Origin of the sequence: Exiguobacterium sp. s138 (assembly GCF_018618775.1) — a bacterium.
Lineage (GTDB): Bacteria > Bacillota > Bacilli > Exiguobacteriales > Exiguobacteriaceae > Exiguobacterium_A > Exiguobacterium_A artemiae.
This window is the reverse complement of the sequence record NZ_JACSMW010000005.1, coordinates 154,250-175,325: the sequence shown is the minus strand read 5'-3', so window position 1 is coordinate 175,325 and position 21,076 is coordinate 154,250. Positions and strand designations below refer to the sequence as shown.

The 21,076-nt window shown below is 47.8% G+C and carries 21 protein-coding genes and 1 other annotated feature; of the genes, 2 read left to right on the top strand and 19 right to left on the bottom strand.

Going from position 1 to position 21,076, the window contains the following annotated elements:
- Positions 1-130: 130 nt before the first annotated feature.
- The 14 genes from KNP91_RS12185 to recD2 form a co-directional block, all read right to left on the bottom strand.
- Complete coding sequence (locus KNP91_RS12185) at positions 131-1,777, bottom strand: peptide ABC transporter substrate-binding protein (RefSeq protein WP_214850257.1); 1,647 nt, start codon at positions 1,775-1,777, stop codon at positions 131-133.
- Between the two features lie 303 nt (positions 1,778-2,080).
- Positions 2,081-3,319, bottom strand: coding sequence for a beta-ketoacyl-ACP synthase II (fabF, locus tag KNP91_RS12180; RefSeq protein ID WP_214850255.1), 1,239 nt, complete (start codon positions 3,317-3,319; stop codon positions 2,081-2,083).
- A gap of 1 nt (position 3,320) precedes the next feature.
- The gene (locus KNP91_RS12175) at positions 3,321-4,265 is read right to left on the bottom strand and encodes a beta-ketoacyl-ACP synthase III (protein WP_214850253.1); all 945 of its coding nucleotides are present in this window, start codon (positions 4,263-4,265) and stop codon (positions 3,321-3,323) included.
- A gap of 111 nt (positions 4,266-4,376) precedes the next feature.
- Entirely contained in the window at positions 4,377-5,081 is a 705-nt protein-coding gene (mtnN, locus tag KNP91_RS12170; protein ID WP_131502701.1) for a 5'-methylthioadenosine/S-adenosylhomocysteine nucleosidase, read from the bottom strand.
- A 58-nt stretch (positions 5,082-5,139) separates the two neighbouring features.
- Positions 5,140-5,613 (bottom strand): transcription elongation factor GreA, encoded by a 474-nt coding sequence (gene greA, locus KNP91_RS12165; protein WP_012370935.1) that lies wholly within the window; start codon positions 5,611-5,613, stop codon positions 5,140-5,142.
- Positions 5,614-5,669: 56 nt separating this feature from the next.
- Positions 5,670-6,317, bottom strand: a complete 648-nt coding sequence (gene udk, locus KNP91_RS12160; protein WP_012370936.1) for a uridine kinase — start codon at positions 6,315-6,317, stop codon at positions 5,670-5,672.
- 20 nt (positions 6,318-6,337) lie between these two features.
- On the bottom strand, positions 6,338-6,979 hold the full coding sequence (locus tag KNP91_RS12155; RefSeq protein WP_214763564.1) for an O-methyltransferase: 642 nt from the start codon (positions 6,977-6,979) through the stop codon (positions 6,338-6,340).
- A gap of 72 nt (positions 6,980-7,051) precedes the next feature.
- Complete coding sequence (gene mltG / locus KNP91_RS12150; RefSeq protein WP_214850251.1) at positions 7,052-8,200, bottom strand: endolytic transglycosylase MltG; 1,149 nt, start codon at positions 8,198-8,200, stop codon at positions 7,052-7,054.
- 81 nt (positions 8,201-8,281) lie between these two features.
- Entirely contained in the window at positions 8,282-8,575 is a 294-nt protein-coding gene (locus KNP91_RS12145; RefSeq protein ID WP_012370939.1) for a DUF1292 domain-containing protein, read from the bottom strand.
- Entirely contained in the window at positions 8,562-8,849 is a 288-nt protein-coding gene (locus tag KNP91_RS12140; RefSeq protein WP_012370940.1) for a DUF1292 domain-containing protein, read from the bottom strand. Before KNP91_RS12140 ends, KNP91_RS12145 begins: the two co-directional genes overlap by 14 nt.
- Before the next feature lie 12 nt (positions 8,850-8,861).
- Positions 8,862-9,284, bottom strand: coding sequence for a Holliday junction resolvase RuvX (ruvX, locus tag KNP91_RS12135; RefSeq protein ID WP_012370941.1), 423 nt, complete (start codon positions 9,282-9,284; stop codon positions 8,862-8,864).
- Positions 9,281-9,550 carry an IreB family regulatory phosphoprotein gene (locus KNP91_RS12130; protein WP_026827846.1) on the bottom strand — a complete coding sequence of 90 codons (270 nt, stop codon included), beginning with the start codon at positions 9,548-9,550 and terminating at the stop codon, positions 9,281-9,283. Before KNP91_RS12130 ends, ruvX begins: the two co-directional genes overlap by 4 nt.
- Before the next feature lie 34 nt (positions 9,551-9,584).
- Complete coding sequence (gene alaS / locus KNP91_RS12125) at positions 9,585-12,227, bottom strand: alanine--tRNA ligase (RefSeq protein ID WP_214850249.1); 2,643 nt, start codon at positions 12,225-12,227, stop codon at positions 9,585-9,587.
- Positions 12,228-12,287: 60 nt separating this feature from the next.
- Positions 12,288-12,505: a binding site (T-box leader), on the bottom strand.
- A 42-nt stretch (positions 12,506-12,547) separates the two neighbouring features.
- On the bottom strand, positions 12,548-14,773 hold the full coding sequence (recD2, locus tag KNP91_RS12120) for an SF1B family DNA helicase RecD2 (protein WP_214850247.1): 2,226 nt from the start codon (positions 14,771-14,773) through the stop codon (positions 12,548-12,550).
- 116 nt (positions 14,774-14,889) lie between these two features.
- On the opposite strand from recD2, the gene KNP91_RS12115 reads away from it, so the two are divergent.
- Positions 14,890-15,438: a VOC family protein gene (locus KNP91_RS12115; protein ID WP_214763555.1), complete on the top strand. Its 549-nt coding sequence runs from the start codon at positions 14,890-14,892 to the stop codon at positions 15,436-15,438.
- A gap of 56 nt (positions 15,439-15,494) precedes the next feature.
- On the opposite strand, the gene KNP91_RS12110 is transcribed toward KNP91_RS12115, so the two are convergent.
- The 4 genes from KNP91_RS12110 to cymR are packed head-to-tail and all read right to left on the bottom strand — an operon-like array spanning position 15,495 to position 18,854.
- On the bottom strand, positions 15,495-16,151 hold the full coding sequence (locus KNP91_RS12110; protein ID WP_012370946.1) for a tetratricopeptide repeat protein: 657 nt from the start codon (positions 16,149-16,151) through the stop codon (positions 15,495-15,497).
- Positions 16,152-16,164: 13 nt separating this feature from the next.
- Positions 16,165-17,289, bottom strand: a complete 1,125-nt coding sequence (gene mnmA / locus KNP91_RS12105; RefSeq protein WP_214763553.1) for a tRNA 2-thiouridine(34) synthase MnmA — start codon at positions 17,287-17,289, stop codon at positions 16,165-16,167.
- A gap of 12 nt (positions 17,290-17,301) precedes the next feature.
- On the bottom strand, positions 17,302-18,432 hold the full coding sequence (locus KNP91_RS12100; RefSeq protein ID WP_214850245.1) for a cysteine desulfurase family protein: 1,131 nt from the start codon (positions 18,430-18,432) through the stop codon (positions 17,302-17,304).
- Positions 18,433-18,446: 14 nt separating this feature from the next.
- Complete coding sequence (gene cymR, locus KNP91_RS12095; RefSeq protein WP_041261991.1) at positions 18,447-18,854, bottom strand: cysteine metabolism transcriptional regulator CymR; 408 nt, start codon at positions 18,852-18,854, stop codon at positions 18,447-18,449.
- A gap of 63 nt (positions 18,855-18,917) precedes the next feature.
- Between cymR and KNP91_RS12090 the strand changes: the two genes are divergently transcribed.
- Positions 18,918-20,231 (top strand): replication-associated recombination protein A, encoded by a 1,314-nt coding sequence (locus KNP91_RS12090; protein WP_214850243.1) that lies wholly within the window; start codon positions 18,918-18,920, stop codon positions 20,229-20,231.
- Between the two features lie 36 nt (positions 20,232-20,267).
- Here the strand turns inward: KNP91_RS12090 and KNP91_RS12085 are convergent, their stop codons facing one another.
- Positions 20,268-21,032, bottom strand: coding sequence for a tRNA threonylcarbamoyladenosine dehydratase (locus KNP91_RS12085; protein ID WP_214850241.1), 765 nt, complete (start codon positions 21,030-21,032; stop codon positions 20,268-20,270).
- Between the last annotated feature and the right edge of the window lie 44 nt (positions 21,033-21,076).

Here is a 21,076-nt window from a genome sequence, read left to right as displayed (position 1 = left end):
TTAATGGGAGACCACGAAAATGTCTTAACTGGAAAACTGCATACGAGGTCTTCACGGAAGAAGTGTTGCACTTAATTTGACAAACCGTCACTAAAAAAAGCGCTCCCGGTTAAGGGAACGCTTATCATACTTATTTTCCTTCGATAGAAGCCCATTTGTAAGAGAAATCTGCGCCGAAGTTATGTTCGACAACACCTTTAACGTATGGTTTAACGAGGAATGCGCGTCCGCGCTGATAAACAGGCGAGATCGCTGCTGAATCAAGAAGGATTTTCTCTGCTTCTTGAAGTTCAGACCAACGTTTTGCTGCATCTGTTTGTGTTTGTGCATCTTTGATGAGTTTATCGTACTCTTTGTTTGACCATTTACCACGGTTGTATGGTCCGTCAGTCAAGAAGAGATCGAGGAACGTCATTGGATCTTGGTAGTCAGGACCCCAGCCGGCGAACGAGAATTCAAAGTCGCCTTTGTTTTCGAGATCCAATTTGTTTTTGAACGGTTGTTGCTTGATTGTGACTTTCATGCCTGGAAGGTTCTTCTCAAGCTCACCTTTCAAGAACTCACCGATTTTCTTCGCATCATCACTATCGTAGTTAAGGAGCTCAAGTTCAACCGATTTTTGACCGATTTCTTTTAAGCCCTCTTCCCATAGTTTTTTCGCTTCGTCTGCATTGTACTCGTTGAATGTCGGGTACTTTTCACGGAAGTCTTTTCCGTCAGCATCTTTCGCGAAGTCTTTTGGTACAAGGTAGTTTGCAGGAAGCGAACCGTTCGCCAAGATGACGTCCGTGATTCCTTTTTTATTGTAACCCATGTCGATGGCACGACGGATTTTTTCATTGTTCAAAGCTTTGACTTTCGTGTTCAAGTAAAGGTAGAAGATTGTTGACTCCCCTTTAGTTTTGAACTCTTTGTTGTCTTGGAACTGGGCAACGAACTCTGAAGAAAGACCAGCACGATCGATGTCGCCTTTTTCATAAAGGTTAACGCCTGTCGCAACTTCTTTAACGACTTTAACGTTGATCGTGTTCAGCTTCACGCTGTCTTTATCCCAGTAGTTATCGTTTTTAACCATTTTCCAGCCTTGTTCACGTGTCCATTCTGTTAATTTGAATGGTCCGTTATAAAGTGATTTATCAGCTGTTGAACCGAAGTCCTTACCGATTTTTTTCGAAAGTTCTTCTGATTTCGGCATGAATGGTCCGAATCCAGTTAAACCGAGGAAGTAATCAGCTGGTGCTTTTAATTTTACTTCGAATGTCTTGTCGTCAACTGCTTTGACGCCAACCGCATCACGCTCGCCTTTTTTCGTGTTGTATTCTTCAGCACCTTCGATGTTGTAGAAAACATACGCGTATTGCGAAGCATTATCCGGGTTCAAGACTTCTTTCCAAGCATATTCGAAGTCTTTTGCTGTGATTGGTGTACCGTCCGACCATTTTGCATCACGTAGCTTGAATGTGTAAGTCAATTTATCATCAGAAACTGTGTGACTTTCAGCAATACCCGGTGTCGGCTGTTGCTTGTCATCTAAACGATAAAGACCTTCCATTGTGTTGTTCAAAACGTTGAACGACACGGCATCCGTAGAAGTTGTTGGGTTAAGCGTTGGAATATCAGCACTTTCGATCAAGTTTAGCGTCTGCTCACTTGATTTCTTGTCCGAACCTTTGTCGCCTGATGATGTGTCATTTGAATCAGTCGTCGAACAAGCTGCGAGGAACGCGCTTGAAACGAGGGCTACAGATGTAGCCAGTGCAAAACTTTTCTTTTTCATGATACGATGACCCCCCTAAAATTTCCAAAGCTAGTAATCTAAGGTTTTTGAGCGAAAAAAAAAGTCGTAACTTTTATTCGACCAAAACCTCTCGTTACAAATAGTTTACAATGTTCTGATAATTTTGCAAACCTTTTATCCGATTTTTCTAAATATTTTTTCAAAACAATTTGAAAATAAGTGGGATTTTTAGATTTTTATTTTTTTATTTATAAAATAAAGCAGAATTTTTTTATATAAAAAAAGCGATTTAACGGTCATCCGAACCGTTAAATCGCTTTTCTGCTTCTATTCCGCACGCGATTATGCGTGATATCGTTTAAAGACAAGTGAAGCATTATGACCACCGAATCCAAGAGAGTTACTGAGTGCATACTCAAGATCCCATGACCGGCTTCCCTCACGTACGTAATCGAGATCACACCCTTCACTCGGTTGTTCCAAATGAATCGTCGGGTGAACGATTTGCTCTTGCAACGATTTAATCGTTGCGATGGCTTCCACTCCACCGGCACCGCCGAGCAAATGACCAATCATCGATTTCGTCGAGTTGACGGCTAATTTTTCAGCGTGCTCGCCGAAGACCGTATGGATTGCTTTCGTCTCTAACACATCATTCATCGGTGTACTCGTTCCGTGTGCATTGATGTATTGAACGGCAGCCGGTTCGATACCTGCATCTTTAATCGCCATCGCCATTGCGCGCGCTCCGCCGTCGCCGTCTGGATCTGGTGCTGTGATATGGTAAGCATCGGCTGTTAATCCGTATCCGCTGACTTCTGCATAGATTTTGGCACCACGGGCGACCGCATGTTCATACTCTTCCAGTACCAGGATTCCGGCACCCTCTCCCATGACGAATCCGTCACGCCCTTCATCAAACGGACGGCTTGCCGTGTTTGGATCATGGTTCGTCGACATCGCTTTATTGGCACAAAAACCAGCAAATGCAAGATTGGTAATCGGTGCTTCTGCTCCACCGGCGATCATGACGTCCGCGTCACCGCGTTCAATGACACGTAACGCTTCACCAATCGCGTTTGTACCGGAAGCACATGCAGTGACGGAACAGTTATTCGGTCCTTTTGCGCCTGTATAAATCGAAACTTGGCCACTGGCCATGTTGGGAATCATCATTGGGATGAAGAATGGGCTGACACGACGATGGCCCCGTTCAAAATAGATTTTCGCCTGTTTTTCAATCGTCTCGACGCCGCCGATACCGGATCCGATCCAGACGCCGATACGTTCAGCATTGGCTTTAACATCCAAATCAGCATTTTTGACGGCTTCCATACTTGCGACGAGCGAATAATGAACGAAACGGTCCATTTTCCGGGCTTCCTTGGCTTCAATGAATTCCGTGACATCAAAATTCTGTAATTCTCCCGTTACTTTCGTCGGATACTCATCGATATCAAGACGTTCCATCGGACGAATCCCGTTTTCACCGGCTTTTAAGGCATTCCAGAATGTATCGACACCATTACCGATTGGCGTCAGTGCGCCCATACCTGTTACTACTACACGTTTTCTCATCATTTTATGTGTTCTCCCCTTTAGTCCAAGTAATGTAAGCTGCTCCCCATGTCAAACCTGCGCCGAATCCGGCGAGGACAAGTGTCGTCCCCGGTGACAATCTTCCTTGTCGCCGTGCCTCTTCTAGTGCAAGTGGTATTGACGCAGCAGATGTATTCGCATGTTCGTCAATCGTCACGATCACTTTCTCTTCTGCAATCCCAAGCCGTTCACGTGCTGCATCAATAATCCGTAAATTCGCTTGATGCGGAATCAGTAAATCAAGTTCGTCCAGGGTTCCGTCCACTTTTTGAATGACTTTCTCCACGATGTCCGGTAACTTGCGGACTGCGAACTTAAAGACTTCCCGACCGTTCATTTCAATCGGACCATCCAAGTTTTTAAATAACAGATGTGCTCCGCGGCCATCCGTGCCCAGTTCAAAGGCATTCAATCCTTGTTGCTCGGTTGGACCGAGGACAACTGCCCCGGCACCATCACCAAACAAGATAGCCGTCGACCGGTCTGACCAGTCAACGATGCTTGACATCTTCTCTGCTCCGATGACGAGTGCGTGTTTCGATCCCGTTGCCGTCATCATACTCGAAGCCGTCTGTAGGGCAAAAATGAATCCGCTGCAGGCTGCGCTGATATCAAAAGCTGTCGCACCGAGTGCACCGATCCGTTCCTGGACGATACAGGCAGTCGACGGGAAGGCACGTCCGGTTGCCGTTCCGACAACAATCAATCCGATGTCGTCTGCTGTCAGGTTAGCATCTGCTAATGCTTTTTGTGCTGCTTCCGTCGCTAAATCCGTGACATCAACTGCATCATCTGCAATCCGACGTGCGCCGATTCCTGTACGTGACCGAATCCATTCATCACTCGTATCGAGTGTCGCTGCTAAATCATCATTTGTCATCCGATGTTCGGGTAATGATGTACCGAGTCCTACAATTCCGATATTCATATGATTGCTCCTTTGAAATTAGTATCTGGTACTAATATAAAGCGTTAAACACATTTTGTCAAAGAGAAAAGAAGGCCTCCCGTTGAGAGACCTTCTTTTACGTAATCCAGATTACTCTGAATCAGCTAATGTGCGGACGACTTCCATGACCATCTTCGCTGAATTAATCGAAGCAATCTCCAAGAATTCATCAAATGAAAGGGACGCTTCTTCATCGGCACTGTCAGAAATCGAACGTGTCACGACGAACGGGACATCGAATTGATGGCAAACTTGTGCAATCGGTGCTGCTTCCATCTCAACTGCCGCGACATCCGGGAAGTTCGTTTTAATGAGGTTTGAACGCTCCGTATCATGGATGAACGAATCACCCGTCACGATTAAACCATGGACAACCCGAATCGCATCCATTCGTTCAATGACAGCTTCCGCTGTTGCAATCAATTTTGGATCCGCTGTATAGGCAGCCGGCATTCCCGGTACTTGACCATACTCGTAACCGAATGCTGTCACATCGACGTCGTGATGACGGACTTCCGTCGAAACGACGACATCACCGACTTTCAGACCGGCTCTGAATCCGCCGGCTGATCCGGTATTGATAACGGCACTTGGCTTGAAATGATCGAGTAACAACGTCGTTCCGATTGCCGCATTGACTTTTCCGATACCGGATTTCAAGATGACGACCGGTACACTGTTCAACAGCCCTTCATAAAAATGATAGTTGGCAATGACCGTATCTTTTCGTTCCGATAATTCATTTCGAAGTAAGTTTACTTCTTCTTCCATTGCTCCGATAATTGCGATCGGCATCTCTTTTTCCCCCGTTCAAACAGAAAACCGGATTGCTCCGGCTGCTGTTCATTCGTATTTACTTGATTGATGTAATTTTTACAGCAAAATCTCCGCCTGGTGCTTGAACGGAAACTTGCTCGCCAACACTGTGGCCGAACAGGCTTTTGGCAATCGGTGATTCGTTCGAGATTTTCCCGGTGAACGGATCTGCTTCTGCACTACCAACAATCGTATACGTTTCTTCTTCGTTGTCTTCAAGGATCAAGAATGTAACTGTCGTTCCGATACCAACTACCGAGATATCCTTCTCATCTTCCGAGATGATGGCAACGTTGCGTAACATCTCTTCCAGTTGAGCAATCCGGCCTTCGACCATTGCTTGTTCTTCTTTCGCTGAATCATATTCCGCGTTTTCCGACAAGTCACCAAATGAACGGGCGATTTTAATATTTTCGACAACTTCTTTACGGCGGACTGACTTCAGTTCGTTTAATTCGTTTTCAACATTCGCTTTACCTTCAAGCGTCATGTAATACTGTTTTTCTGCCATTTTTGTCACGCTCCTTTTTATTCCACTAGTATAGTATATTCACATCTTTTTTGGAATCAATATCCTCTTTGATCAAGAGAAGACCGATAATCGAGAATCGCACGGATCTTCGTGACGAGTAAGTCAATCGCCACGTGGTTTTCGCCACCTTCAGGAACAATGATGTCTGCATACCGTTTTGTCGGTTCACAAAACTGGAGATGCATCGGACGGACGACTTTCGTATACTGCTCGACAACGGAATCAATCGACCGTCCCCGTTCATTCATATCACGTTGCATCCGGCGTAGAATCCGAACATCGGCATCTGTATCAACGAAGACTTTAATATCCATCAATTCCCGTAAACGTTCGTCTTCAAGCGCCAAAATACCTTCGACGATGATGACGTCACGTGGATCAAGCGGAATCGTTTCCGTTGCACGTGTATGGGCAACGTAATCATAGACCGGTTTTTCAACCGCCTGGTTTTCGCGCAACGCTTTGATATGCTCGATCAGCAAATCATTGTCAAAAGCAAACGGATGATCATAGTTTGTTTGATAGCGCTCTTCCATCGATAATTCACTTTGGTCCTTATAGTAAGCATCCTGCTCGATCATGACGATGGATTCACTCGGGAATGCGTCGACAAGTGAACGTGCGACCGTCGTCTTTCCTGAACCTGTTCCTCCAGCCACACCAATTACAACCGGTTTTTGCATTGAATTCGTACCTCCATCATTCATTCCGACTTCACTTTCCGGCTGACGGACACACCGTCTCCAAGCGGGAAAATCGTCGTATCATATTGGTCTTGCTCCATCATCCATGCCGTAAATTCTTTGACCAGACGGACAAGCCGCCGTCTTCTCCGGTCAAACGTCTTCGGATCCGTCTCTAGGACATCCCCGTGCAAAAACAGGTTATCCGTATATAAAACTCCGCCTATTGGCACCAATCGCCCATAACCGTTAAAGAATTTTTTATACTGCCCTTTGGCCGCATCGATGAACACGGCATCAAATTGCTCGTCAAGGGTTTCGGCTAATTCTACTGCATCCGCAAAAACGATGTCAATTCGGTCCGCAACGTCCGAACGTTCAATGAACATCTTGGCCTCGGCGTATCGTTTCGCATTTCGTTCAACGGTCGTAATTCGGGCATCCGGCAAGGCGCGAGCCATCCGAATTGCACTGTACCCAATCGCTGTGCCGAGTTCGAGAATTCGTTTCGGTTGTTGTAACGTCAACAACGATAATAAAACTTCCGATCCCGTCAGTTCGATGATTGGAATATGGTGCTCTTTCGCGTATGCTTCCATTTCCTGTAACAAGGGATCACGTGGCCGAATCATCCCTTCGACATACGCTGTAAAATCATTCATTCGGAATTCACTCCTTCTGCGCATAAACAGGTTGACCGGGAACGAACATACCGTTCCCGATCAACCTCCTGTTCATTGCTCTTTACTTGCTTCGTATTCGACCCATTCCGGTTTGTACTTCACAACATTACGTTGATGTTCCTCATAAGTTTCCTCATAAAGAATCTGACCGCGTGGATTTTTATCACTTGGTGGTCGGGCAAAGAAATAAACGTATTTCGTCTTTTTAGGATTAAGGACGGCAAGAATTGAATCTTCACTGACGGTTGAAATCGGACCGATCGGAATACCCTCATACTTGTACGTATTGTATTTCGAATTGTTCTCAAGATCCTTTAATGTCGTCAATGCTGTATTCTCCCCTGTACCGTACCAGACCGTTGGATCCGATTGGAGTTTCATCCCGTCGTTCAGTCGGTTCGTAAAGACACCGGCAATCTCACGACGATCGTCTGGTGTCGCGGCTTCCCGCTCCACCATGGATCCGAGACTCAGCACTTCATGGAAAGTCATGCCTGATTTCTTAATGGCATCGGCATTCGCATCATAAATCTTTTCCATCTCATCTAACATCGTTTCGGCAATTTGATTGATGCTTTTTCCTTTGTCGAATTCGTATGTCGCCGGGAAGAGATAGCCTTCGAGTGAATAGAGGACGCCCTGCTTCGTCACTTCATCCGTCAACATCGGATACTTTTCAATCAATGTTTTAATATATACCTCATCTGTCAGGGATTTACGGATGGAGTCAGCTTTAAAACCGGTTGCTTTCGCGATGATGGCAATTTGACGATCCATTGTGATTCCTTCAGGGAGCGTGATTTTGACATCTGCTGCTTTCATGACTGTTCCGGTCTTCAATTCATTGATGATTTCGTCCGGTGTCATCGCTTGAGTCAACGTGTATGTCCCGGCTTGGAATGACGATTCATTCTTATAGCGGACATAATAGCGGAAAATCGTTTCGTTCGCGATTAAATCTTTTTCTTTAAGAATGCTTGAAATCGTACTTGTACCGGCGCCTAAAGGAATCTCAACCTTGACAGACTTCGTCGCCTCTTCGTTGACCGGTTCGAGTGAACTCTTTAAAAAGATGTAGATGGCTGCTCCTGCTACTAAGAAAATCGTGAACAATACTGAAAGGATGATTAACGTTATCCGGCGCGATGTCCGGCGACGTTTCTGTTCGATTTCAGCATTTTTCTTCCATTCATTCTCCATCGGTTCCTCCTTCTTCTCTTAAAACAAGGTGATATCGAAAGAGCCATTGCTCTGACGACACCACCTTATACACGAGTCGGTTTAGTCAAGCTCGTCTTCTAATGTATTAAAGACTTCTTCAATTTCATCCCAAGTTTCTGCATCGTCTTCTGCGATTGGAACGAGGTTGAAATCATCATCACCTTCACCGTACTCTTCTAACTCATAAACGAAGATGTCGACTTCTTCTGCTTCATCATAATCCGCGCCGACCGGCTCAAGGAAAATGTAAGTTTTGCTTGAGCGTGGGCTTTCATACCGTAAACGCTCGGCAAATTTAAATTCGTTGCCTTCCCCATCGGGAATTACGTAATGTGTAGGTTCATTCTGTTGCATCATTCATCCGCTCCTTTAATGCAGCCTCAAGTTCATCCCAAGTCTGCTCATCGTTTTCATCAATCAGGCTCAATTCAAAATCATCTTCGCCTTCGCCAAACTCGTCGATTTCGCAAATGATTAAATCATCTGCGCCCTCTTCCGGATGACCGATCATTTCGAGAAATAAATAGGTCTTGCCGGTTCGCTCACTGACATAACGGTACCATTCTTCGAAAAGATGTTCGCCACCGTCTTCATCAGGAAAGAGATACTGCCGTTTTTCTTCAGACATCTCATTTCCTCCTTATCGATTTGCCCGATCCAAATAAGATTGCAGGATCATGACTGCTGCCATCTTATCGATGACTTGTTTCCGTTTTTTCCGACTGACATCGGCATCGATCAGCATACGTTCTGCCTGCATCGTCGTCAGTCTCTCGTCGACAAGAACAGTCGAAAGGCCCGTCTGGGTTTCGATTTCACGCGCGAACGCTTCACTCGCCTCAGCTCTGGGACCAATTGATCCATTCATGTTTTTCGGATGTCCAATGACGATGATTTCGACACCGTATTCCTTAATAATTGCCTCGAGTCGTTTGAAGGCGACCGGGTATTCAGGTTCTGTCCATTTGATGGTTTCGACGCCCTGTGCTGTCCAGCCCATCAAATCACTCACCGCAACACCAATCGTCTTCGAACCGACATCAAGTCCGATGGCACGCTTCATTTTTTGTCTCCACTCTCCGATAGATAAGATTTCACGAGTTCTTCCAGTAGTTCATCACGCTCAATCTTTCGGATCATATTACGTGCATCGTTATGACGAGGAATGTAAGCAGGATCACCGGAAAGTAGATATCCGACGATTTGGTTGATCGGATGATAGCCTTTTTCTTCTAAAGCATGATAGACCGTCAGCAATACTTCGCGTGTCGCCGCCTGGCTATCGTCTTCTGGAAAATTAAATTTCATCGTTTGATCCATCTGACTCACGTTAATCACCTCTTTCATTTACACTACTTCTCTATTATGCCAGTGATTGCACGTAATGTGAAGTAAACGCAAGAGCTTCGTTTAATTTTGCAGGATCTTTTCCGCCGGCCTGTGCCATGTCCGGACGACCGCCACCACCGCCGCCGCAACGTGTGGCTACTTCCTTGATCAATTTACCGGCATGGTACCCTTGATCGATTAAGTCTTTTGAGACACTCGCAACGAGGTTGACTTTGTCTCCCTGCGCACTACCGAGGACGATGATTGCCGAACCGAGACTTGACTTCAGTTCGTCCATCATGCCGCGAAGGGCATCCATATCCGAGACGTCGACTTGCTTCGCAAGCACCTGGACGCCGTTGATCTGCTCGACATCATCTTTAAGTGACGCCGCTTCGATGTTTGCAAGTTTTGCCTGCAATGATTCGTGTGCCCGTTCCGTTTCGCGAAGCTGAACTTGAAGTGCTTCGATTCGTCCCGGTACTTCCGTCGTTTTCGTTTTCAGGACACGTGCTGCCTGCTCGAGTGTCTGCAGGTGACCGTTCATGACATGGTAAGCGCCTGCTCCTGTAACAGCTTCGATCCGTCGTGTGCCGGCTCCGATGCCTGATTCGGAAACAATCTTGAACAGACCGATTTCTGCTGTATTGCGGACGTGGATTCCGCCACAGAGTTCGATCGAATAGGTTCCAGCCGAAACGACACGAACCGTCTCGCCGTATTTTTCACCGAATAGTGCCATTGCCCCTTTTGCTTTTGCATCAGCAATGTTCATTTCTTCAATTTCGACTGCAAGTGATGCCCAAATTGCTTGGTTGACATCCTGTTCGATTGTTGCTAATTCTTCAGTCGTCACTGCTCCAAAGTGCGAGAAGTCAAAGCGCAGACGATCCGCTGAAACAAGTGAACCAGCTTGGTTGACGTGTGTTCCGAGTGTGTCTTTCAACGCTTTATGCAACAAGTGGGTTGCCGTATGGTTTTTCGTGATGGCTTGACGCGATGATGCTTCGACCGCGGCATGAACGGATGCATCAGCTAAAGCAATCCCTGTCCGGACCACAACGGTATGCAGATTTTGACCGTTTGGTGCTTTTTGAACATCTTTGACATCGAGGACGAAATCCGGACCCGTAATCGTTCCTGAGTCTGCCACTTCTCCGCCACTCTCTGCATAAAACGGTGTAACATCAAGCAACAATTGTGCTTCCTCGCCGGCAGCGACTTCTGTCACTCGTTCTCCATCATGCAACAAAGCAATGATTTTTGCATCCGTCTCAAGGTCCGTATAACCAACGAATTGACTTGAAACAGTCAAAGTTGCCAATACTTCTGATTGTTGTTGCATCGAACCGCCGTCTTCACGGGCAGCACGGGCACGTTTCCGTTGCTCATCCATCGCCCGTTTAAATCCTTCTTCATCGACCGACATCTGATGATCTTCCGCGTATTCAACCGTCAGTTCGAGCGGGAAACCGTACGTATCATACAAACGGAAAGCATCTTCTCCGCTGATGACATGTTCGCCGTTATTTTTGGCTGCTTGTGCCACTGTGTTCAGGATGGCAAGACCATCATGCAGTGTCTCGTGGAATCGCTCTTCCTCGTTTTTGATGACACGTTTGATGAAATCTGCTTTTTCCGGAACTTGCGGATAAAAATCGACCATGACGCTGCCGACTGTATCAACAAGTTCGTACATGAACGGACGTTCGATTCCGAGCATTTTTGCATAACGGACAGCACGACGGAGCAGTCGGCGTAAGACATAACCGCGTCCTTCGTTCGAAGGCAACGCTCCGTCTCCGATGGCAAAAGCAACCGTACGGATATGGTCCGCGATGACTTTGAACGCGACATCCAGTTTTGTGTCTTCGCGATAACGTTTACCGCTGATTTCTTCCGTTTTGTGGATGATCGGCATGAACAAGTCCGTGTCAAAGTTCGTCGGTACGTCCTGCATGACGCTCGCCATCCGCTCAAGACCCATTCCGGTATCGATGTTTTTACGCGGTAATTCTGTATAGTTGCCATGTCCGTCATGATTATATTGACTGAACACGATATTCCAGATTTCAAGGTATCGTTCGTTCTCGCCGCCCGGATAGAGTTCAGAGTCGTTCGGATCATCGCCGAAAGCCGGTCCACGGTCGAAGAAAATCTCCGTGTTCGGACCGGAAGGACCTTCACCGATTTCCCAGAAGTTATCTTCAAGCGGGATGATGCGCTCGGCCGGAACACCCAGTTCGAGCCAGATTTGCCGGGCAGCATCGTCTTCCGGGTGAATCGTTACAGAAAGACGATCCGGATCAAGACCGTACCATTCATCACTCGTCAAGAGTTCCCAGCCCCATTTGATCGCATCTTCGCGGAAGTAATCGCCGACCGAAAAGTTTCCGAGCATTTCAAAAAAAGTATGGTGACGTGCTGTTTTTCCGACGTTTTCGATATCGTTCGTCCGGATGGATTTCTGTGCGTTGACAATCCGGGGATTTTGCGGGATAACCCGTCCGTCAAAATATTTTTTTAACGTAGCAACACCTGAGTTGATCCAAAGTAACGTCGGATCCTCAATTGGAACGAGTGATGCGCTTGGTTCGATTGCGTGCCCTTTAGACTGGAAAAAGTCGAGATACATTTGACGGATTTGTGCACCCGTCAACGGTTTTAATGGTTTCATCGAAAATACCCCCATTGATTAATTTGTCCTGAACGCAAAAAAACGATACATTCATCCCTGAAAAGGGACGAAAGCATCGCTCTCGTGGTACCACCCTCGTTCGTAAAGACAATTGCTCCCTTTACCTCGAAAAATCCGTTAACGGAGATTACCCGCAAGTGTTTGCACTCGACTCCGGAAGGAGCTTCAATCGAATCGTCATGAAGATGGTTCCAGCAATTCCATCTCTCTCTGGTCATGAAAACTACGATTTACTTGTCTTCCATCAACGTTTTGCGTCCATTCATCTACCGTGATTATTACCTATCTGATGCATTCAGTCAAGTCTTTGTCATACCGCCGAGCCGTTCAATGAGCCGTGTCCGCCGGCGCGGTTCTTCCTCTTGTGACGCTTTATGGAAGGCACGGGGATCTCCGAACAACAGCAGACTGGCTTTGGCCCGAGTGACGGCTGTATAGATGAGATTCCGGGAATGCTTGAAGGCACCGGTGAAAAAGACCGGCATCAACACAATCGGAAACTCCGATCCTTGCGCTTTATGAATCGTAATCGCGTAAGCATGCGTAAATTGATCCCAGTCACTCCGGTTATATTCAACTTCCGTCTGATCGAACCGGGCAATGATTTTATCGACTTTATCCACGTTCTCCTTCGCAAAGAAGATATTGACGATTTCACCGATGTCACCGTTGTAGACATTCTCTTCCGCATTGTTGACGAGCTGAAGAATCTTGTCTCCGCTCCGGTAAATCCGTGTCCCCTGTTTGACTTCCCGTTTTTTCGGCGCTTCCGGATTGTAGACTTTTTGCAGAACGATATTCAATTCGTCGATGCCCACCTGTCCGCGGTACGTCGGCGCTAAAATTTGAACGTCAAACTTCGAATATCCTTTCGCCAGTGCTTTTTCTGCAAAAGCCGCGATACCGCGCAACGATTCCTGCGGAGCAAGCGAATAAAAACGACGGTCGGATAAAGGGGCCAGCAAATCAGCTGACGTGACCCGGTTTTTTAAATCGTGGGCCAACCGGAGAATCGAGGAATCTTCGGCCTGCCGATGGACGACGTTGAGCCGGACGACCGGAATACCGTCCGTATCCATCAAGTCGGCAAGGACTTGTCCCGGACCGACCGACGGCAGCTGGTCCCGGTCGCCGACGAATAAAATCTTCATGCCGTTTGGCACGGCCCGTAACAAACTCGATAACAGATAGATGTCGATCATGGACGATTCATCGATGATCAGTACTTTACCGGCAATCGGTTGGTCTTCGTCCAGCTGGAAGTTCGTCCCGTCATATTTTAATAAGCGGTGAATGGTCATCGCCGGAACGTCCGTTGCTTCCGACAGCCGTTTGGCCGCCCGTCCGGTTGGTGCGACGAGCACATACGGATAGACTTCGCCTGACTTGACCTGACTTTTTTCAAGCGGCCAATCATGGATTTCCTGAAGCGCATGCAAAATCCCTTTGATGACCGTCGTCTTCCCCGTACCGGGTCCGCCCGTCAGGACCATCAGCGGTGCCTTGACCGCAAGCTCAATCGCCTCCCGTTGCTGAACGGCGTATTCCATACCAAACCGTTCTTCGAGTTGACCGATGGCTGACAAAATTGTCGCCACATCGACTTCCTGCTCGGATCCGTTCGCCATGACACGGGCCAACTCTTTTGCCGCCCGGACTTCCGCATAGAAAATCGTCGGCAGATACAAACAACCTTCTTCGAGTTTGACCTTATCTTCCGTCAGCAACAGCTCGATGGCTTGTTCCAGGCGTTCACCCGGATCCTCACCGAGTAGACGCGGTGCCCGCTGTAACAGGGATTCGACCGTCGCGAATGCATGCCCTTCTCCCGCTTCCTGCTCCAGTATATGCATGATGGATGCCGCGACCCGTTCCGGATGCAATCCGACAAGTCCGAGATGCGAGGCAATTTGGTCGGCCGTCTTAAAACCGATTCCGCTGACCTCATACATCAAGGAATAAGGATTTTCACGAATTCTCGCCATCGCATCCCCTTCGTACGCTGCATAAATCTTTGCTGCGAGTTTTGGTGTGACATCAAACGGCGCTAAAAAAAGCATCAGTTGATCGACACCGTATAAGGTCGCGAGCCGGCTGAAGATGACATCCGCCTGCTTCTGTTTTAATGCGGGAACACGATCGAGTGCTTTACTGTCCTTTAAGATGATGTCAATGGCATCTTCACCAAGCGCATCAACGATGTTTTTCGCTGTTTTCGGACCAATGCCGGTAAACGACCCGTTCGTCAAAAAACGGACGGCGGCGTGTTTCGTCATCGGGACCGAACGCCGGATCAACTCTGCTTTTAGTTGTTTTCCGAATCGCGGATGATCAATCAACCGTCCGAACGCTTGATACGTTCCGCCGAGTTCGATTCCGACACCGGTTCCCGTAACGACAAGCTCCGTTTCTTTTAGTTCAAAGTTTTTTTCCTTGATCGCCATCAGGACGATGGAATGGGCTTCTTCTTCGGAGGAAAAAAGCACACGTTTGATACGACCGACTACTTGATGGGGGTGCTCCATCACTCCACCTGCTCTCTTTCTGGACTCCGTTACTCAGTTATTATCATAGCACTCGTTTAAGGGATTTTAAATGAGGGAAACATTCCTTGATATATTATCTGAATGGAGGAACAAACATGGGACGTTTACCGATCGCAGGATTATGTGAATTAGTTTTAGAAGTGCAGGACATGGACCGGGCCGTCGCCTTTTGGAACGGAACGCTCGGTATTCCAATCGTTGAACAATGGGCACCGGAAGATGCAGAGCCGAGTCATGAACAGGAAAAACAGGATGGGATTTGGGCGACATGGTTGTACATCGGAGGAAACACCCGTCTCGGGCTTTGGCTCAAACGGGACTTTATGATGGAAGAACGGACCGTCAAAAACCTTCCCGTGACAGAGTGGGACAGTCTGTATGATGAAGGCGGCGTTCATGTCCACTGTGCCTTTTATATTGAGAAAGACGAATTTAACGAAGCACTTGATTTGCTTCGGGGTGCATCGATTGACGTCAAGATTCGGGAATGGGATGAACAAGAGACGTCTAATGACAAGGAATACTCGGCTTATTTTAAAGATACGGAAAACAATGTTATTGAGCTTTATACGAAAAATATGGATGAAGCCTATGAGGAATTTTCCGGTCCGCCGCTTCGCATCGTCCGCGAAATCGGGCACTAAGAAAGACTCTGCTGTATCGATTGCCACAAGCCGTCGACAGCAGAGTCTTTTCCTGGTTATTTTAGTAAGGCATCCATTTTCGCTTTGGCATCCTGCGCCAGCGTATGGTTTGGTTGATAGGCAAGAACGGTTTCGAGCTCTGTATAACATGCTTCCTGCTGACCTAAAAAGGCCAGTGCGATGGCATAGTTGTAACGGGCATCCGTATGTGTTTCTTCGAGCAACAGAACTTGTTCGAAAATTTCAGCCGCTTCTTCGATCTGCTCGTTCTGAGCAAGAGCAAGACCATACTGGAAGGCGATTTCGACATCCACCCCGTTCAGTTCCGTCGCCTGTTTCAAACGCGGAATCCCCCGAACCGGATCCCCGAGCTTTTGATACGTCAGACCGAGCATGAAATGGAGATCGGCATCATCGAGTCCGTGCAGCAAAGCAAGACGTAATGACTCTTCCGCCTCTACCAATAAATCCGCCGAGAAGTATAAGGCGCCTTTGGCATAATGGGCACTGGCGAACGTCGGATCAATCGTCAAGGCTTTATCGTAAAACCGGAGTGCCCGGTCGGCATCGTCCATCGATTGGAGTAATGTCCCCAAGTTGACGTAACCGGTCGGGTCGTTCGGCTGTTCTTCAATGGCATCATTAAAAGCTTGAGCCGCTAATTCATAATTACCGGATTCTAAATGTCGGAATCCGACTTCGTTGTAATTCATCCCAATCTCTCCCTTATGCAAGATACGTTAATGCTTGACCTGCTTTGTAGGCATCGTCAATCGTTGCTCCGCCGAGACAGACATCTCCGTCATAAAAGACGACGGCTTGTCCGGGAGTAATCGCCCGTTGCCGTTCGTCGAATGCAACGTCCAGACGTCCGCCGTCGAGGACACGGACCGTGACCGGTGTATCCGTCTGACGGTAACGGAACTTCGCCGTACAGCGGAATTCTGTTCCGGCCGGCATCGTTGCCGTCCAGCTGATGTCAGAGGCATATAATCCTTCTGAATAAAGCAATTCATTGTGGAATCCTTGCTCAACGAACAAGATGTTGTCTTGCAGGTTTTTCCCGACGACGAACCACGGCTCACCGTCTCCACCAATTCCAAGACCGTGACGTTGTCCCATCGTGTAATACATCAGACCGTCATGACGCCCCATTGTTTTACCGTCGAGTGTCCGCATTTCACCCGGTTGTGCCGGCAGATACTGACTGAGGAACTGTTTGAAGTTCCGTTCCCCGATGAAACAAATACCGGTTGAATCTTTTTTCTTGGCCGTCGCAAGGTTCGCTTCCTCGGCGATTTTCCGGACTTCTGATTTTTCCATGTGTCCGATCGGGAACATCGCTTTCGCAATCTGATCCTGCGACAGTTGGTTCAGGAAATACGTTTGATCCTTGTTTGTATCGACGCCGCGCAATAATTTATGCTCCCCGTCTTCATAGACGGCACGGGCATAATGACCTGTCGCGACGAAATCGGCGCCTAAGCGCATCGCATGGTCAAGAAATGCCTTGAACTTGATTTCTTTATTACACATGACGTCCGGATTCGGTGTCCGGCCGAGTTTATATTCATCCAAGAAATACGTAAAGACTTTGTCCCAGTACTCTTTCTCGAAATTGACCGCATAATAGGGAATACCGATTTGATTGGCGACGGCGATGACATCTTCATAATCTTCCGTTGCTGTACAAAATCCGTTTTCATCTGTATCGTCCCAGTTTTTCATAAAAATCCCGATGACGTTGTATCCTTGTTCTTTTAATAAATAAGCCGTAACGGACGAATCGACACCGCCGGACATACCGACGACGACCGTTGTTTCCTCCGGTGCTTTAGCGCGTGTATTCATTATTTTCACCTCTTAATTGTTCTGAAACGATTTTACGACATCTATCAGGCCTTGCGCGAGCAGTTCGACTTGTGACACGTCGTTTCCCCGGCCAAAGCTGATCCGGACCGATTGTTTCGTCCGCGGATTTTCACCATACATTGCTGACAGGACATGTGACGGTTCGACCGATCCTGCCGTACAGGCACTTCCGCTCGAAACGGCAATCCCCCGCATGTCGAGCATAATCAAAAACGGTTCAATCTCGACGTCCGGGAAGTACAGGTTGAGAACTTGCGGCAATCCGTCTGTCCCGTTGACTTCAAACTCAATCGTTGAGGAACGAAGCCGTTCGAGCAATGTACGCCGCAACAGTTGATACTGTTCAAACTGTTCTTCGCGTTCCGTTGCCGTCAGCCGGACTGCTTCCGCAAAACCGACGATACCGGCAACATTTTCCGTTCCGGCACGACGCTTTCGTTCCTGTTCCCCGCCATACGATTGAGGAGCCAGTTTGACGGCAGAACGGATATATAATAAGCCGACGCCTTTTGGTCCGTTGATTTTATGACTTGATGCCGACAGCAAATCGATTTGCATCGCTTCCACGTCAATCGGCGACTTCGCAAAGACTTGGACGGCATCGGTATGGAAAATAATCTGTTGTTCCCGGAGGAAACGACCACATGCCGCAATCGGCTGGACCGTTCCGACCTCATTGTTTCCGAACATGATCGATACTAGAATCGTATCTGGCCGAACGGCTGCCCGTAACGCCTCTTCCGTTATGATGCCGGACTCCGGTATTTCAAGATACGTCACGTCGAATCCCCGCTTTTCCAGTTCCTCGAACGCATGGAGCACGGCATGGTGTTCAAACCGTGTCGTGATGACATGACGGCCTTTCGACTGATACTGCATCGCGGCACCGATGATGGCATAGTTATCCGACTCCGTGCCGCCGCTCGTAAAGAGAATTTCCGTCGGTTTGGCGTTCAGTTCCGTTGCCATCATTCTTCGCGCCGTGTCAATCGCAGCCCGTCCCGTCCGTCCGAATGTATGGACGCTTGACGGATTCCCGAATTGCTCGAGCATGTAAGGCGTCATCTTTTCCAAAACTTCCGGGCGCATCGGCGTTGTTGCCGCGTGATCAAAATACATCATCGTTTTTTCACCTCTCATATATAAAACATGTAACCCGTGTCATCTTCTTCGGCTAAATCTTTTAATGTCGTCGTATCCAAAACTTGATCGACGGCACTTTGAATTTTATCCCACAATTTTCGTTTCGTCACTTCGTCACAATTATCGCCTTCAACGACGACAAGCGGACCTTCAAGCAGACGGATGATATCCCCTGCTGTGATTTCTTCGGCCGAACGGCCTAATTTATATCCACCGTATGCTCCGCGGACACTTTTGACGAGACCGCCGTTTCGGAGCGGGGCAATCAATTGCTCCAGATAATGTTCAGACAGGTCGTACATCTGGGCAATTTTTTTTAAAGACAACGGCTTTGCCTCGCCTCCTTTGGCGAGTGCAATCATGATTGTCAGACCATAACGGCCTTTTGTCGAGATTTTCATCATGCGAAAAGACATCCTTTCTAGTATAGTAGTAGCTAAAAGTTGAAAGAAGGAACGCTACCTATGGCTAATTTATTTGAATCACATTCTCCGGCCGGTCCGCTCGCCAATCGGATGCGCCCTCAATCACTGGACGAAATCGTTGGCCAACGCCATTTGATCGGAGAATCAACCTTGTTGCGCCGGGCAATTCTCGCCGACCGGCTTGGGACGGTTATTTTTTACGGACCACCGGGAACCGGAAAAACGACGCTCGCCCGTGTCATTTCCAGTTATACGAAATCGGCATTCGAACAGCTGAATGCTGTCACGGCAAAACTGGATCAGTTGCGTGAAGTTTTAAAAGCAGCGGAATCTCGACTGCAGTTTGACCAACAAAAAACGATTTTATTTTTGGATGAAATTCATCGTTTCAATAAAATGCAACAGGATGCTTTACTGCCTGCACTCGAAGCCGGAACGATCACGCTGATTGGCGCGACGACGGAAAATCCGAGTTTTGAAGTCAATGCCGCTCTGTTATCGCGGGCAACTGTCTTCCGGTTTGAAACGCCGACGACAGAAGATTTACGGGTCGTCCTCCACCGGACGTTACACGATACAGAACGTGGTCTCGGCAAATATCCGATTACCGTCACAGAAGAAGCGGTCGATCATTATGTCAAACTGTCGGACGGGGATTACCGGGCACTGCTCAACGCACTCGAACTCGCCGTTTTGACGACACCGGAAATTGACGGTGAAATTACGATTGATCTTGCCGTAGCGGAAGAATCGATTCAGCAAAAAGCCTTGAAATACGATAAGGACGGAGACCGGCATTACGATGTCATCTCAGCTTTTATCAAATCAATTCGCGGCTCGGATCCCGATGCTGCCCTGTACTGGCTTGCCGTCATGATTGAGGCCGGGGAAAGCCCCCGCTTCATCGTCCGTCGCCTCTATGTCCACGCGGCAGAAGATATCGGATTATCGGATCCGCAGGCTTTGCTGATTGTGGACGCCTGTGCCCGGGCCTGTGAATACATCGGTTTTCCGGAGGCACGGATCCCGCTCGCCGAAACGGTGCTGTATCTTGCGACGGCACCGAAATCAAACACAGTCATTACCGCGATTGATCAGGCACTCGAACTCGTCCGTCGATCGGACGGCGGTCCGGTTCCACCGCATTTACGGGACGCTCATCATGCAGGTGCTGCAGCACTTGGTAATGGTGTCGAATATCAGTATCCACACCAGTTTCCGCATGCATATGTCAAACAGAACTACTGGCCGGAAAATCTGGCACGAACCAAGCCCGTTTTTTACAAGCCAAGTCCCCGCGGGTTCGAAAAACAATTGCAGGCCCGGCTCGACTTTTGGAAAAAACAACCGTAAACGATGAGAAAAAGCGACCTCAACAGGTCGCTTTTTTTAACGGACACGTTCGATGACGACGCCGGCTTCCCGGACAATCTCATTGATGACATAACTTGCCGCAATCAATCCGCCGACCGACGGGACAAACGCGTTTGAACTCGGCGGCATTTTAGCTTTTCGAATCACGGCTTCATCGTTTCCGACGACTTGACGAACTTCTTCGATGATTTTGACCGGTGGTTCATCCGAAAAGACGACCGGGACTCCTTTATGGATCCCTTCCTTACGCAGGCGCGTCCGGATCACTTTTGCGAGTGGATCGTAAGTCGTATCTTTAATATCAACGATCTTGATTCGTGTCGGATCCATCTTATTCGCCATTCCCATACTCGAAATGATTGGAATCTGACGTTGTTTACACTCTTTGATCAAATGAATCTTAAACGAGACGGTATCCGAAGCATCAATCACATAATCCGGATTTTCTGTGAAAAAGGTTTCATATGTTTCTTCGTTGTAGAACATTTTCAAACGGACGATTTCTAAATCCGGGTTGATTTGCATCAGGCGATCCGCCATTGCATCGACTTTCGGCTGACCGACCGTCGGAAGCAACGCATGGATTTGACGGTTGACGTTTGTGATATCAATATCATCTTTATCCACCAGAATCAAACGTCCGACACCGCTGCGTGCCAGGGCTTCCGCCGAAAACGAACCGACGCCGCCGATTCCTAAAATCGCTACAGACTTGGATGCCAATGCGTCAAGTCCGGTCTTACCGATTGCCAGTTCATTACGTGAAAATTGATTTAACATCTCATAACCTCACAATACTCATACTGTTTTACTCGGAATTATAT

Coding starts and splice junctions, on each gene's coding strand:
- KNP91_RS12185 (WP_214850257.1), bottom strand. CDS start 1,777: ATGAAAAAGAAAAGTTTTGCACTGGCTACATCTGTAGCCCTCGTTTCA.
- fabF (WP_214850255.1), bottom strand. CDS start 3,319: ATGATGAGAAAACGTGTAGTAGTAACAGGTATGGGCGCACTGACGCCA.
- KNP91_RS12175 (WP_214850253.1), bottom strand. CDS start 4,265: ATGAATATCGGAATTGTAGGACTCGGTACATCATTACCCGAACATCGG.
- mtnN (WP_131502701.1), bottom strand. CDS start 5,081: ATGCCGATCGCAATTATCGGAGCAATGGAAGAAGAAGTAAACTTACTT.
- greA (WP_012370935.1), bottom strand. CDS start 5,613: ATGGCAGAAAAACAGTATTACATGACGCTTGAAGGTAAAGCGAATGTT.
- udk (WP_012370936.1), bottom strand. CDS start 6,317: ATGCAAAAACCGGTTGTAATTGGTGTGGCTGGAGGAACAGGTTCAGGA.
- KNP91_RS12155 (WP_214763564.1), bottom strand. CDS start 6,979: ATGAATGATTTTACAGCGTATGTCGAAGGGATGATTCGGCCACGTGAT.
- mltG (WP_214850251.1), bottom strand. CDS start 8,200: ATGGAGAATGAATGGAAGAAAAATGCTGAAATCGAACAGAAACGTCGC.
- KNP91_RS12145 (WP_012370939.1), bottom strand. CDS start 8,575: ATGCAACAGAATGAACCTACACATTACGTAATTCCCGATGGGGAAGGC.
- KNP91_RS12140 (WP_012370940.1), bottom strand. CDS start 8,849: ATGTCTGAAGAAAAACGGCAGTATCTCTTTCCTGATGAAGACGGTGGC.
- ruvX (WP_012370941.1), bottom strand. CDS start 9,284: ATGAAGCGTGCCATCGGACTTGATGTCGGTTCGAAGACGATTGGTGTT.
- alaS (WP_214850249.1), bottom strand. CDS start 12,227: ATGAAACCATTAAAACCGTTGACGGGTGCACAAATCCGTCAAATGTAT.
- recD2 (WP_214850247.1), bottom strand. CDS start 14,773: ATGGAGCACCCCCATCAAGTAGTCGGTCGTATCAAACGTGTGCTTTTT.
- KNP91_RS12115 (WP_214763555.1), top strand. CDS start 14,890: ATGGGACGTTTACCGATCGCAGGATTATGTGAATTAGTTTTAGAAGTG.
- KNP91_RS12110 (WP_012370946.1), bottom strand. CDS start 16,151: ATGAATTACAACGAAGTCGGATTCCGACATTTAGAATCCGGTAATTAT.
- mnmA (WP_214763553.1), bottom strand. CDS start 17,289: ATGAATACACGCGCTAAAGCACCGGAGGAAACAACGGTCGTCGTCGGT.
- KNP91_RS12100 (WP_214850245.1), bottom strand. CDS start 18,432: ATGATGTATTTTGATCACGCGGCAACAACGCCGATGCGCCCGGAAGTT.
- cymR (WP_041261991.1), bottom strand. CDS start 18,854: ATGAAAATCTCGACAAAAGGCCGTTATGGTCTGACAATCATGATTGCA.
- KNP91_RS12090 (WP_214850243.1), top strand. CDS start 18,918: ATGGCTAATTTATTTGAATCACATTCTCCGGCCGGTCCGCTCGCCAAT.
- KNP91_RS12085 (WP_214850241.1), bottom strand. CDS start 21,032: ATGTTAAATCAATTTTCACGTAATGAACTGGCAATCGGTAAGACCGGA.